We start from the raw sequence: 13,370 nt of genomic DNA on the forward strand, positions 1-13,370 counted from the left end.
CCTGGCAGGAACCGCGTCAGGACGCTGTGCCCGAACCGGCGATCAGTGCCGGTGGACGGCGCGCAGCGTGTAGCGACCATCGGCAAAGTCGGTGAACAATCCGGCGATACCGGGATGGTCCACCGGTTCGTCACCCGCATCGGATACCAGGTTCTGCTGGCTGACATAGGCGACGTAGCTCGACTCGCGATTCTCGGCGAGCAGATGGTAGAAGGGCTGATCCTTCTTCGGCCGCATCTGTTCGGGAATCGCCTCGTACCATTCATCGGTGTTGGCAAAGACCGGATCCACGTCGAACACGACTCCGCGGAAATCGAACAGGCGGTGCCGGACGATATCGCCGATCGAGAAATTCGCATGGACGATCGGCGGGGCAACGACCTCGACCGCCGCCGCCGGTGCCGGCTCGGACGAGAGGGCATCGGACGCGGCGATGTCGGGGGTGGCGGGGTCGATGGGGATGTCGTGGCGGGGCATGGCGACAATTTAAGCGCTGTTTCGCGACGCACAAGCCGGGCCGCTCGTGATTGCAAAAACCCTCTTGCACTGCGGCAAGGTCTGATTTAGAGGCCCGCCCTCGACCGATCGGAGGCGCTGCTCGCAGCACTTCGGATGACCTTGCGGAGAGGTGGCAGAGTGGTCGAACGTACCGCACTCGAAATGCGGCGTACCCGCGAGGGTACCGTGGGTTCGAATCCCACCCTCTCCGCCATTTACCTTGCGCCATGTGGGTCACAGAGGCCCCTGGCCCCCGCGCCGGGGCCGCGCACTTCTCTATAGCTATCGTCCGATGATCCGCTGCTGTGGACAGCGCATTCATGTGCTCAGAGCAGTAGTCACGGGCGACGGTCAGGGAGGCGGTGCGTTGTCTCCCATGCTCGTCCCGGCCAAGGCCCCCTCCAGATCGAGACCGCGATGCGTACGTTCCTTCTGAACATCCTGCTGGCGGCCGGACTGGTGGCCCTGGCCGTCCTTTCGCGGTTCATGCTGCTCGATACCTATTCCCGCTGGCAGATCGCGGCGTTCTGGCTGCTGGCGGCGCTGCTCGAATGGGGCGTCAAACCACGGATTGGTCTGAAAGCACGCTGGCTGACCGCGCTCGCCACCGCGATCGCGACGACGTTGGCGATCCTCGCCGTGCGCTGGCACGTCGAAGGCCTGTGCCCGCACACCTGGCCGCAATGCGCGTCCTATCCGTTCTGGCGTGTCGTCCTGCACCTGATCCAGCGCGCATAGACCGGACGTGCGCCCCGGTATCGCCAAAGCAACGCCGGAAGCGTGGCCCGACGGCAACAAGTCCCGATAAAGTACAAGGATCGACGATAGACCGGCAATTTTTCGTGGAGAAATTCTTCTGTATCCGCCTAGGCGTTGAATTGCTTGAACTCGCCTGTGTGCTGGCTCGGCGTGAACCGCATCGACGGCGCTCGTAAGCAATGCTGCATTGCCCAGTGGCGTCGCCAGTCCGGTTTCATCATTCGTTCAATATACCGGGCGGCACGTCATGAAGATTGCTTTCTTTCTTTCGAACTATCCCGTTCTTTCGGAAACGTTCGTCGTTCGTCAGATCAGGGGTATGATCGACCTCGGGCATGAGGTTACGATCATTACCGGCCAGCATGATCGTTCTGTCGATGATCCACTATCCGGTGCCGCGCGTATCGTCTCCGTTCGCGCGAATACAGGAGGCTCATCGCCGATCGCGCATTTGCTGAAAAAGTCGGCTCGACTTCTGCTTGGCGCGCAATCCGGCAAGAGCCGACGGCGAATTCGCGCAGGACTTACTGGTTTGCGCGATGGAATTGTCGCGCCGATCGTCGATATTCTCAGTGTCGGCGAACAGGGACTTGGTCATTTCGATGCCATCATCGCGCATTTCGGTCCCGCGGGCGTGCGGGCGATGTATCTGCGCGACGCCGGTCTGATCTCGGGCCCGATCGCCACTGTCTTTCATGGTCTTGACGTGACCGAGCATGGTCTCGTCAAAAAATTCCTGCCGCATTACCGCCGCCTCTTCACTCAGACCGAAGCACTGCTTCCGATCAGTGAATTGTGGAAGAAGAAGCTGATCGGCTGGGGTGCTGACCCGGCGATGATCACGGTCCACCGGATGGGGGTCGACGTCAGCGACTTTCCAATGCCGCAGCCACGTCGCGGCGCTGCCGGGCCATTGCGGCTGCTGACGACGGCGCGCTTCGTCCAAAAAAAGGGGCTGATCTACGCGATCAACGCCATGTGCGCCGCGCCGGGCGACTCGCATCTGTCGATCATCGGCTACGGGCCGCTGGAAAAGGAACTGCGCGAGGCCGCTGCGGCCTGTCCTGCGCGCGTGACGTTCCTCGGCAAGATCCCGCACCGCGAGGTGCTTGCGGAGCTCAAGCGGTCCGACGTGTTCCTGCTGCCCTCCGTCGTCGCCGACAATGGCGACATGGAAGGGATTCCCGTGTCGTTGATGGAGGCCATGGCGCTCGGCGTCATCACCGTCTCCACCTGGCATAGCGGCATCCCGGAACTCATCGACGACGGCGTCGAGGGCTTTCTGGTCGAAGAGCGCAATGCCGGACAGATCGCCGACATCATAACGACAATCGAATCGGGGGAGGTGGATCTGGCGAGCATGCGGGTGGCGGCACGCGCCAAGATCGAGCGCGAATTCGACAATAGCGAGCTCGATACCAGACTCGAGCAGATTGCGTTCACGCTAGCGGGCATCGTTCCGGCGACGGAGCCGGTACGCGTGGCGGAAGCGGTGTCCTGATGCTCATCTGCTGGCATCGCCTCGGCGAATGGCGCGTTGTTTCAGTGGATGAGGCCGGTGGCGAGACTTGGGTGCGGAAATGCAAGAAGTGCGCATACTCCCAATCGCGCTTTTCCTTCGGGAGACGGCCGCACCAGCGTTGATGCTGCCGTCCCGAAATCGGGTATCGTAAGTCCGACTTTATACCGCCCGGCCACAACCGCGCGGGGTCAGCGGCCGAGCAGGCGGTCGAGATAGGCGTCCTTGTGCTTGGGGCCAAAACCGCCCTTTTTCGGTTCGATCTTGAACAGATACCGCTCGTTCCAGGCCGCGCCGCCGCCCCACCAGGTCACGCCGACGACCGTATCGGCATTGGTTTTGAGATAGGCGATCGCCGCTGCGCCTGCCGCCTCGCAGCTCGGCGGTATCGCCCCAGCGCGTCCGAACGCCGATTCGGTGATGATCCCCTTCAACCCGCGCGCCCGCAGCTCGGACGCGAAATTGTCATAGCCCGGCGTCCCCGTGCAGCTCGGCTGGGTTCCGCTCGACCCCTTGTCGAAATAGCGGTGCCCGTTGATGATGGTCAGGCCTAGCGGATCCTTCAGCCCGCCCGCGCGGTCGAGGGCGACCAGCGCACTTTCGGACGGCTTGGCGGCGTCCTCGCGCTTGCGCAGCCGGAAGGTGGCGGAGGACCCGGGATATTCCGGCGCGATGACATTGCGGATCCCCGCGGCGCGCAGGCCCGCGATGATCTGGTTGGTATCGCGCGCCCATTGATCCCAGTCGTTGGTCAGCACCGGGTCGTCGAAATGCCTCGGCTCGTTCATCGGGTCGATGATGATCCGGTCGGACCGCGGCATGCTCGCCATCAGCGACGTCCAGAACGCAACCTGTTCGGATACCGATGGCCAGCTATAGTCGTGACGATCGAGCACGACATAGGCACCGCGGTCGAGCGCGGCGCGCGTCGCTGCCACCAATTTCCTGCGGATCGCGGGGTCCGCCATCTGCGGTCCCTTGAACGGCAGGCGGACCATCGTGAATCCCTTGTCGAGATAGGCGCGGACCGACGCCGGCGTCGGGCAGAGCGTACCGTCGGCGACAAAGCTGCACCCGGCAATGTTCACGCCGAAGACGGGGCCCCTGATACGCACGTTGGCGCTCGCGCTGGACCTCACGGGCGCGTTTGCCTTTTGAGGTGCGGGGGGCGGCTGCATGCGTTGCGGGGAGGGCGCGGCCGAGGCCGGACAGCCCAGTCCGGTGGCGGAGATGGCAAGGCCGACAAGGCCGGCGGCGATCGATGGTCGGGTCATGACATGTACCTGGCGAATAAGGGTGAAAGCGAATCGGTCGCGCTTCGGATGCGCCTCCCTATCATCGAATGTCGGGATGCCTGGCGTCCATCGGGGACCGGGGTCCAAAGCCCCGTCATCGCGGAGACCTGTCTCTAGACTGCTCTCATGCCTGGCAAAGCGCCGTCGAGATCCGCGCTCATCATGCTACCGAGCGCGATCGCCGCAGTGCATCGCGTCATGTGGCAACGATAGGATATGAGATTGGAGGCCCGACCGGGAATCGAACCCGGGTGCGAGGATTTGCAGTCCTCTACGTCACCACTCCGCCATCGGGCCTCGATGCGGAGCGCGCAAATGCGGGCTTTTGTGCGGCGGGTCAACCGGGCGATCGCGTTTGTGGGCTAAAATAGTCGTGGGGTGTGCCACGGCGGTGCGCCGCCGGGTTGGGGGACGGCTTGCACGCCGGCGATGGATTGGGCACGATACGGTCCAATTCTGGCTTCATATGGAGTTTCTTTTGGACGTGATGCAGGTGTCCGGGGGAACGAACCGCGCAGGGCTGGCGCCCGATGTCTTCGCGATGCCCGCGGGGATGGCGATCCGATATGACCAGCCCTGCGACGCGCTTACCGACCTCATCACCGGCTACCATGTCTATCGCGCGACCGGTCCGGCCAGCATCGGCCAGGTCAACCGCTTCCTGCCGGGGACGGCCAATGTCCGGTTCGCGTTCGAGGCGGGGCCGATCAGCGTGGCGATCGGCCGGCGGACGTTCGGGCCCCTGCCGGCGGCGACGCTGTACGGCCCGACGGGGACCGCGCTGAAGGCGACGACCAATGGCGGCATCATGATCGGGTTCGGGGTCAGCGCGCTGGCTTGGAGCCGGCTGTTCAACCGGTCGGCGGCGGATTATCGTGACCGGATCGTGCCGCTTGCCGAGGCGCTCGGGCCGGTCGCGACCCAGCGTCTGACGACTGCACTGCGGGCGGCCGAACGCGATGATCAGGTCGCGCCGATCCTCGATGCCATCCTGTGCGACCTGCTCGGGCCGCCGCACCGCGAATCCGCGACGATCCGGCAGCTTACCCGGCTGATCGGGCAGGACGGCGGCGATGACGTCGCTGCGGTCGCGGCCAAGCTCGCGATCAGCCCCGACACGCTGCGGCGGCTGGCGGTGCGGCATTTCGGCTTCACCCCCAAGATGCTGTTGCGGCGCGCACGGTTCCTGCGCTCGTTCCTGCGCGTGTTCCGGACGCCCGGCGGCACCGACTATTCGGCGATCGACCCGAGCTATTTCGACGTGTCGCATTTCCTGCGCGACGCCGGCACGTTTCTCGGGATGACGCCGCGGCGGTTCATGGCGATGAGCACGCCGTTTCTCGACGCGAGCGTCCGCGCGCGCGCCGCGGTGCTCGGCGCGCCGACCCAGGCGCTGCAGGTTCCCGCCGAAACGAGCGAGCGGATCATCAGCGCGGTGCCGGCCCGCCGGGCGCCGAAGATCGATCCCGCCCCCGATCCCACGTCCACCCCCGTCATCGACCCGGCGGAAATTCCGATGCCCGATCAGGGCGCGCCCGTGCTAGGCGCCTGAGCGAGGTGTTGCCGCATTCTGCGTGCGCCCTCGGCGTCCCGCCCGCGGCATTTCGGTGTCACACGGGCGGGCGGGGCGCCCTAGTCCCGGCATCCGGCCCCTGTGCCGTTCCGACCTCTGTGCCGTTCCAAGCCGGGCCGTCTCGCGCGATTCGCCACAGGTCGCTTGGCGCGACGCTGGCGGCACGGTAGAGATTGACGCAAGCGAACAAGTGTATTGCGCAACTAAAACAGCTGTGCGACAGGATGGGCCATGACGACGATCAGCATCGATACGAACTCCACTACCCGCACGCATGCGGCTGTCGGCACGTCCGACGGCGGCCCCGATTTCGCGGTCATGCGTCACGCCATGGTGGCCAGCCAGCTGCGCACCAACGCGGTCAGTGACCAGCGCGTCGTCGCGGCGATGGCGCGGGTGCCGCGCGAGGCGTTCGTGCCTGACGATGTCCGGTCGATCGCCTATCGCGACGCACCGATCCCGCTCGGCGGTGGCCGTTACGCCAATCTGCCGATGGCGACCGGGCGGTTGCTGACCGAGGCCTATCTGACCGCCACCGACCGGGTCCTGCTGATCGGTGCCGCGACGGGCTACACCGCCGCGGTTCTCGCCGAGATCGTCGGCACGGTGGTTGCGGTCGACAGCGATCCGTCCTTGCTCGGCACCGCGCGCGATGCGCTGGGCGCCACGCCGACGGTCGAACTGGTCGAGGGGCCGATGGCACAGGGCCATGCCGCCGGTGCGCCCTATGACGTGCTCGTCATCGACGGCGCGGTCGAGGTGATCCCCGACACGCTGGTGGCGCAGATCCGGTCGGGCGGCCGCATCGTCGCCGGGATCGCGGATCGCGGCGTGACCCGGCTCGCATCGGGACGAAAGACCGATGGCGGCTTTGCACTGGCGGCGTTCGTCGATGTCGAGTGCGTGACGCTGCCGGGTTTCGAAACACCCAAACCCTTCAAGTTCTGAGGCACATCATGCCGCGCGCCGCTTTAGTCCGCCGTCTGCTCTCGGGTGTTGCGCTGCTATACAGCGCTGCACCGGTCCATGCGGAGACGCTCCGCGAGGCGCTGGTCAAGGCCTATACGACCAACCCGACGATCACGGCGCAGCGTGCGACGCTGCGTGCGACCGACGAAAATGTCCCGATCGCGCGTGCCTCAGGGTTGCCCTCGGCGAATGCGACCGGCGATTACACCGAGTTCGTCGTGACCGCGGCGAACAGCTTCATCGCCTTGCCGCGTCAGGTCGTGGCACGCGCGAACGTCTCCGTGCCGCTCTATCAGGGCGGGCAGGTGCGCAACTCGGTCGCCGCGGCCAAGACGCGGGTCGAGGCGGGCCGCGCGACGCTGCGCGGTACCGAGGCCGATCTGTTCACCAACGTCGTCGGCGCCTATATGGACGTGATCCGCGACGAGGCGATCGTCGGCCTGAACACGCAGAATGTTCGCGTGCTCGACATCAATCTCCAGGCCAGCCGCGACCGGTTCCAGGTCGGCGACCTGACCCGCACCGACGTCGCCCAGTCCGAGGCGCGGCTCGCGCTCGCGCGGGCGCAGCTCCAGTCGGCCGAGGCGCAGCTGATCACCAGCCGGGAAAACTATATCCGCTTTGTCGGCACGCCCGCCGGCACGCTCGATACGCCGCCGACCCTCCCGCATCTGCCTGACAGCCCCGCCCTGGCAGTGACGGTGGCGATCGACAATAATCCCGTGCTGATCGCCGCGGCGAAGGAACGCGACGCGACGCGGTACGATGTCGGGGTCGCGCGGGCGAGCCGCTTGCCGCAGATCAGCGCGACCGGCGGCGCCAGCTACACCAACTATCTCGGATCGGCGTCGACGACCGACGGCAGCATCAACACCTTTCCCAATGCGAACAAGGCGGTGCAGGCGGGCCTGTCGCTGACGATGCCGCTGTTCCAGGGCGGTCGTCCCGCCGCGCAGGTCCGCCAGGCCGAGGCGTTTCAAAGCCGCGCGATCGAGAATGTCACCGCCGCCGAGCGCAATGTGATCGCGCAGGCGCGCTCGGCCTATGCCGTCTGGCGTTCGTCGGAACAGGTGATCCAGTCGTCCGAGACCGCGGTCAACGCGAACAAGTTGAGCCTCGAGGGTGTCCGGGCAGAGAACAGCGTCGGGACGCGCACGATCCTCGACATCCTCAACGCCGAGCAGGAGCTGCTCAACAGCCAGGTCACGCTCGTGACGGCGCGGCGCGACGCCTATGTCGCGGGCTTCGCGCTGCTGGCGGCGATGGGGCAGGCGGAGGCGCGCGACCTCGGGCTCGACGGCGGCGTGCTGTACGATCCGGTCGCCAATTACGACCGCGTCCACAAGAAGATCTGGGACTGGGGCGGTGATGGTGAGCCGGTGCCGGTCGCGACGCGTACCGTCCAGTCGCCCACGCAGGACGCCGCCGTGCGCCGCGAACTTGACCCGTTGCTCGACAGCCCGGTTGACAGGAACCCGGCATTGACGACAGGTAAGGATGCGCCGAGCCGCCAATAGGGGCGCGTGGGGCGACGGGGTTTGGAATGGTCCGTATGGGGGATATCAGCGCGGAGCCGTCGATGGAGGAAATCCTCTCGTCGATCAAACGCATCATTGCCGAAGAAGGCGACGGCATGCCCAGTCGCCAGCGGCGCCACCAGCGGGCGATGCCCGCATCGGCGGCCACCGATTACGCGGCCGATTACGACGACGACGCGATCGACGACGATGAAATCCTCGAACTGAGCGACCCGATGCCGATGGTTGACCGCACCCCCCGCCCGCCGAAATCGCCGGTGCTGACCTCGGTCGACGCCGCGCCGGAACCACGCCAGGCGCCGCCGCGCAGCCAGCCCCAGCCTCATGTCGCGCCGCATGTCGCGTCGTCGGCCGCGCATGCGCCCCAGCAGCATGCTCCGCAGCCTGCAGAAGAGCCGGCCCAGCCGATCATGTCGCGCGAAACCGCGGCGGCGACGCGTGCGCCGCTCGAGGCGCTGACGCGGATGATGGTCAAGCCCGAGGGAAGCAGCGACGGCACGCTCGAGGGTCTGGTCCGCGAGATGCTGCGCCCGATGCTGCGCGAATGGATCGACGCGAACCTGCCCGACATGGTCGAGGACATGGTCGCGCGCGAGATCGCCAAGATCATGAACCAGCAGCCCTGACCGGGCCGGCCGCAGCGTTTCGCGCTGCGGCCTGTATCGGGACCCGGTCGCCCGGCGACGATCGGACACTGCTCGCCGGGTCCTGGTCCAAACGACTGTAATGTCACGACGAGCGGAACCGTGACGGTTCCGCTATGGTTGTTGGCAAATGTCCGATCACAGTGTGTCCGAGCCTGAAATCCCCGCCCGTCTCGCCGCTCAGGGCGTCCGGGGCGATATCGCGCCGGCCGATGCCAGCAGCGACATCTTCTTCGCGGCGGTGCGGACCACGCGGATGCCGATGGTGGTGACCGACCCGCATCGGCCCGACAACCCGATCATCTTCTGCAACGACGCCTTCTCGTTCATGACCGGCTACTCGCAGGACGAGATCCTCGGCTACAACTGCCGCTTCCTGCAGGGCCCCGAGACCGACCGCACGGTCGTCGGCGAATTACGCGCCGCGATCGCTAAGCGTGAAGAAGTCTCGGTCGAGATGCTCAACTATCGCAAGAACGGCTCGACCTTCTGGAACGCGCTCTACGTCTCGCCCGTGTTCGGCGACGACGGCGAGCTGCGCTATTTCTTCGCGAGCCAGCTGGACATCTCGCGCCGCCGGGAGGCCGAGGAGGCGCTGCACGAGGCGCAGCGGATGGAGGCCGTCGGCAAGCTGACCGGAGGGATCGCGCACGACTTCAACAATCTGCTGCAGGTCATCCAGGGCTATGCCGACATCCTCGACGCGCGGATCGACGCGAGCGATCGATCGGCGCGGCGGGCAGTCGATGCGATCTCGACCTCGGCCTCGCGCGCGGCGACGCTCACGCAGCAGCTGCTCGCCTTTGCGCGCAAGCAGGAATTGCGCGACCGGTTGATGAATCTCAACCAGCTGCTGGGCGACTTCCGGCCGATTCTCGACCGCAGCATCGGCAGTGGAATCACGCTGAAGCGCGACTTGGCGACCGATCTGTGGAATTGCCGCGTCGATCCGGTGCAGGCCGAGATGGCGCTGCTCAACATCATCGCCAACGCGCGCGACGCGCTCGACGGCACGGGGGAGATCACGATCACGACGCGCAACGCCGTCCTTCCCGAGGATGGCGGTGTCGCGAGGCTGGAGCCCGGCGAATATGTCGTGCTGAGCATTCGCGACAACGGGCCTGGGATCGATCCCGGGACGGTCGACAAGATCTTCGAACCCTTCTTCACGACGAAGGAGATGGGCAAGGGTGCCGGGCTGGGGCTCGCAATGGTCTACGGCTTCGTCCGGCAGTCGGGCGGCCTTGCGACGGTGCGCAACCTCAGCGGGGGCGGTGCCGAATTCTCGCTCTACTTCCCGCGTGCGAGCGGTGCGGTCGAGCGCAAGACCGCGGGGCCGATCGCACCGCATGCGGGCGGTGCCGAGCGGGTGCTGATGGTCGAGGATCAGCGCGAAGTGGGCGAGCTGGGGCGGACGATCCTTGAGGATCTCGGCTATGACGTCGTCCTGGTCAACAGCGCGCGCGCCGCGCTCGACACGCTCCGTCAGGACGCCGAATTCCGGTTGCTGTTCACCGATATCCTGATGCCCGGCGGCATGAACGGCGTCACGCTGGCCCAGTCGGTGCGGCGCGACTATCCGCACACCGCGGTGCTGCTGACGACGGGCTTTGCCGACGAGGCGATCGACGAGGGCAGCCGGTCGTTCGAACTGATCCGCAAACCCTATCGCCGGAATGAGTTGAACGACCGCATCCGGGCGGTGCTCGACAAGCCGGGGGCGCGGACGTGAGGCTGGTCTAGCCCGGACACGCTCGCTAAGGCACGGGGTATGAGCGAGCTTCCCAAAACCTTCGACCCCGCCTCCATCGAATCGCGCTGGTATGCGCATTGGGAGGCCAGCGGCCAGTTCCGCCCCGACCGCCCGAACGCGGAACCCTGGACGATCGTCAACCCGCCGCCCAACGTCACGGGCAGCCTGCATATCGGCCATGCGCTCGACAACACGCTGCAGGACATCCTGACACGCCACGCCCGCCTCAAGGGCAAGGACGCGCTCTGGGTGGTCGGCACCGATCACGCGGGCATCGCGACGCAGATGGTGGTCGAGCGCCAGATGGGCGCGATGTCCCCGCCGCAGAAGCGCACCGACCTCTCGCGTGAGGACTTCATCGCCAAGGTCTGGGCGTGGAAGGAAGAGAGCGGCGGCGAGATCACGCAGCAGCTCCGCCGTTTGGGCTGCTCGATGGACTGGGCGAACGAGCGCTTCACGATGGACGAAGGCTTTTCGAAGGCCGTCCTGAAAGTGTTCGTCGACCTGCACAAGCAGGGGCTGCTCTACCGCGACAAGCGCCTCGTGAACTGGGATCCGGGCCTCGGCACCGCGATCAGCGACCTCGAGGTCGAGACGCGTGAGATCAAGGGCAGCTTCTGGCACCTGCGCTATCCGCTCGCCGACGGATCGGGGTTCATCGAGGTCGCGACGACGCGGCCCGAGACGATGCTCGCCGACATGGCGGTCGCGGTGAACGGCGCGGATGAGCGCTACACCGCGCTGATCGGCAAGCAGGTGAAGCTGCCGATCACCGGGCGGCTGATCCCGATCATCGCCGACGACCATGCCGATCCCGAGCTCGGATCGGGCGCGGTGAAGATCACGCCCGGACACGACTTCAACGATTTCGAGGTCGGCAAGCGCGCCGGCATGGCCGCGGGCGCGATGCTCAACATGCTCGATGCTAAGGCGCGCGTCGTGCAGGTGTCCGACGGGCTGATCCCCGCCGAGCTGCTCGGGCTGACGACTGCGGAGGCGCGCAAGGCGGTCGTCGCGCAGCTGAAGGCCGAGGGCTTCCTGATCGCGCATGTCGACAAGGACGGCGTCGAGCACGACGCCGAGCCGCGCACGATCCAGACGCCGTACGGCGATCGCTCGGGCGTGGTGATCGAGCCTTGGCTGACCGACCAATGGTATGTCGACGCCAAGACGCTCGCCCAGCCCGCGATCGAGGCGGTGCGCGTCGGCGCGATCGATATCGTGCCCAAGACGTGGGAGAAGACGTTCTTCAACTGGATGGAGAACATCCAGCCCTGGTGCGTGTCGCGCCAGCTGTGGTGGGGGCATCAGATCCCGGCATGGTTCGGGCCCGACGGCACGCCATACGTAGCCGAGACGGAGGCCGAAGCGCAGGCGCTCGCCGGCGCGGGTGTCGCGTTGACGCGTGATCCCGACGTCCTCGACACATGGTTCTCCTCCGCGCTCTGGCCTTTCGCAACGCTAGGCTGGGACGGCTCTTCTTACCCCTCCCCTTCAGGGGAGGGGCAAGGGGTGGGGCCGTCCCATCTCATCGAGACCGACGCGCGCGGGGCGGCTCCCCACCCCAACCCCTCCCCTGAAGGGGAGGGGCTTGCCTCTGGATCGCAACTCGGCGGCCGCTATCCCAACGACGTGCTCATCTCCGGCTTCGACATCCTGTTCTTCTGGAACGCGCGGATGATGATGCAGGGGCTGCACTTCATGAAGGACGTGCCGTTCCGCACGCTCTACCTCCACGGCCTCGTCCGCGCGGCGGACGGCGCGAAGATGTCCAAGTCGAAGGGCAATGTCGTCAACCCGCTCGGGCTGATCGACCAGTATGGCGCCGACGCGCTCCGCTTCTTCATGGCGGCGATGGAAAGCCAGGGCCGCGACATCAAGATGGATGAGAAGCGCGTCGAGGGCTATCGCAACTTCGCGACCAAGCTGTGGAACGCCGCCCGCTTCGCGCAGGCCAACGGCATCGTCGCGAGCACCACGCTCGAGGCGCCGCGCGCGGAGCTCGCGGTCAACAAGTGGATCATCGCCGAGACGATCGCGACCGTACAACAGGTCGACCTCGCGCTCGCCGACTACCGCTTCGATGGCGCCGCAAACGCGATCTACCAGTTCGCGTGGAGCCGGTTCTGCGACTGGTATCTCGAACTCATCAAGCCGCAGATGGTCGATGACGTCCGCGGCCAGATCGACGAGGAATCGAAGGCGGTCGCCGGCTGGGTGCTCGACCAGATCCTGGTGCTGCTCCACCCGTTCATGCCGTTCATCACCGAGGAGCTGTGGCACGCGATGGGCGCGCGTGAGCACGACCTGATCGTCGCGCAGTGGCCGATGGCGGATGCGCGCTCGATGGATCCGGAGGCGAGCAGGGAGGTCGACTGGCTGATCCGGCTGGTCCAGGAAATCCGCACCGCGCGCAACGAGCTGAACGTGCCGCCGGGTGCGCGTTTGCCGCTGCACGTTCGTGACGCGAATGCGGCGACGCTCGCACGGCTCGAACGCCAGGCCCCCGCGCTCGCACGCCTCGCGCGCGTCACGCATGCCGAGGGCGAAGCCACTGGCGGCGCGGCGCAGGTCGTGGTCGACGAGGCGACCTTCGTCCTGCCGCTCGAGGGCGTGATCGATCTCGACGCCGAGCGCACCCGCCTGACCAAGGCGATCGCGGCGGCGGAGAAGGAGCGCGACGCGCTCGCAGGGAGGCTCGGCAATGCGAGCTTCGTCGAGCGCGCCAAGCCCGAAGCGGTCGAAAAGGCCAAGGCGGACCATGCCGACAAGGCGGCCGAAGCCGCGCGGCTGCAGGCGGCACTGGGACGTCTGGGCTGACC

Annotated in this window: 10 protein-coding genes and 2 tRNA genes; 9 read left to right on the plus strand and 3 right to left on the minus strand. The window is 66.4% G+C overall.

Features of this window, described 5'->3' with window-relative positions; all coding sequences use genetic code 11:
* Positions 1-42 precede the first annotated feature (42 nt).
* Positions 43-477, minus strand: coding sequence for a heat shock protein HspQ (gene hspQ / locus NEF64_RS07115; RefSeq protein WP_081874363.1), 435 nt, complete (start codon positions 475-477; stop codon positions 43-45).
* A 145-nt stretch (positions 478-622) separates the two neighbouring features.
* Here hspQ and NEF64_RS07120 point away from each other — a divergent pair.
* From NEF64_RS07120 to NEF64_RS07130, 3 genes are all read left to right on the plus strand, one after another.
* Positions 623-712, plus strand: a tRNA-Ser gene (locus NEF64_RS07120).
* A gap of 203 nt (positions 713-915) precedes the next feature.
* The gene (locus NEF64_RS07125) at positions 916-1,236 is read left to right on the plus strand and encodes a hypothetical protein (RefSeq protein WP_037529079.1); all 321 of its coding nucleotides are present in this window, start codon (positions 916-918) and stop codon (positions 1,234-1,236) included.
* A 268-nt stretch (positions 1,237-1,504) separates the two neighbouring features.
* A complete protein-coding gene (locus NEF64_RS07130; RefSeq protein ID WP_051916320.1) occupies positions 1,505-2,758 on the plus strand; it encodes a glycosyltransferase in 1,254 nt (417 codons plus the stop codon).
* Positions 2,759-2,967: 209 nt separating this feature from the next.
* Here NEF64_RS07130 and NEF64_RS07135 read toward each other — a convergent pair whose 3' ends face one another.
* Complete coding sequence (locus NEF64_RS07135) at positions 2,968-3,891, minus strand: cellulase family glycosylhydrolase (RefSeq protein WP_162235378.1); 924 nt, start codon at positions 3,889-3,891, stop codon at positions 2,968-2,970.
* Between the two features lie 403 nt (positions 3,892-4,294).
* A tRNA-Cys gene (locus tag NEF64_RS07140) sits at positions 4,295-4,368 on the minus strand.
* 169 nt (positions 4,369-4,537) lie between these two features.
* On the opposite strand from NEF64_RS07140, the gene NEF64_RS07145 reads away from it, so the two are divergent.
* From NEF64_RS07145 to NEF64_RS07170, 6 genes are all read left to right on the plus strand, one after another.
* On the plus strand, positions 4,538-5,623 hold the full coding sequence (locus NEF64_RS07145; RefSeq protein WP_056406286.1) for a helix-turn-helix domain-containing protein: 1,086 nt from the start codon (positions 4,538-4,540) through the stop codon (positions 5,621-5,623).
* Positions 5,624-5,962: 339 nt separating this feature from the next.
* Positions 5,963-6,592, plus strand: coding sequence for a protein-L-isoaspartate O-methyltransferase family protein (locus NEF64_RS07150; protein WP_056406454.1), 630 nt, complete (start codon positions 5,963-5,965; stop codon positions 6,590-6,592).
* A gap of 8 nt (positions 6,593-6,600) precedes the next feature.
* On the plus strand, positions 6,601-8,130 hold the full coding sequence (locus NEF64_RS07155; RefSeq protein ID WP_056406288.1) for a TolC family outer membrane protein: 1,530 nt from the start codon (positions 6,601-6,603) through the stop codon (positions 8,128-8,130).
* A 35-nt stretch (positions 8,131-8,165) separates the two neighbouring features.
* Positions 8,166-8,777 (plus strand): DUF2497 domain-containing protein, encoded by a 612-nt coding sequence (locus NEF64_RS07160; protein WP_243845946.1) that lies wholly within the window; start codon positions 8,166-8,168, stop codon positions 8,775-8,777.
* Positions 8,778-8,925: 148 nt separating this feature from the next.
* Complete coding sequence (locus NEF64_RS07165) at positions 8,926-10,527, plus strand: histidine kinase famiy protein (RefSeq protein WP_082446789.1); 1,602 nt, start codon at positions 8,926-8,928, stop codon at positions 10,525-10,527.
* A 39-nt stretch (positions 10,528-10,566) separates the two neighbouring features.
* A complete protein-coding gene (locus tag NEF64_RS07170; protein WP_056406290.1) occupies positions 10,567-13,368 on the plus strand; it encodes a valine--tRNA ligase in 2,802 nt (933 codons plus the stop codon).
* Positions 13,369-13,370 lie beyond the last annotated feature (2 nt).

This window comes from Sphingomonas aerolata, from assembly GCF_023935825.1.
Lineage (GTDB): Bacteria > Pseudomonadota > Alphaproteobacteria > Sphingomonadales > Sphingomonadaceae > Sphingomonas > Sphingomonas aerolata.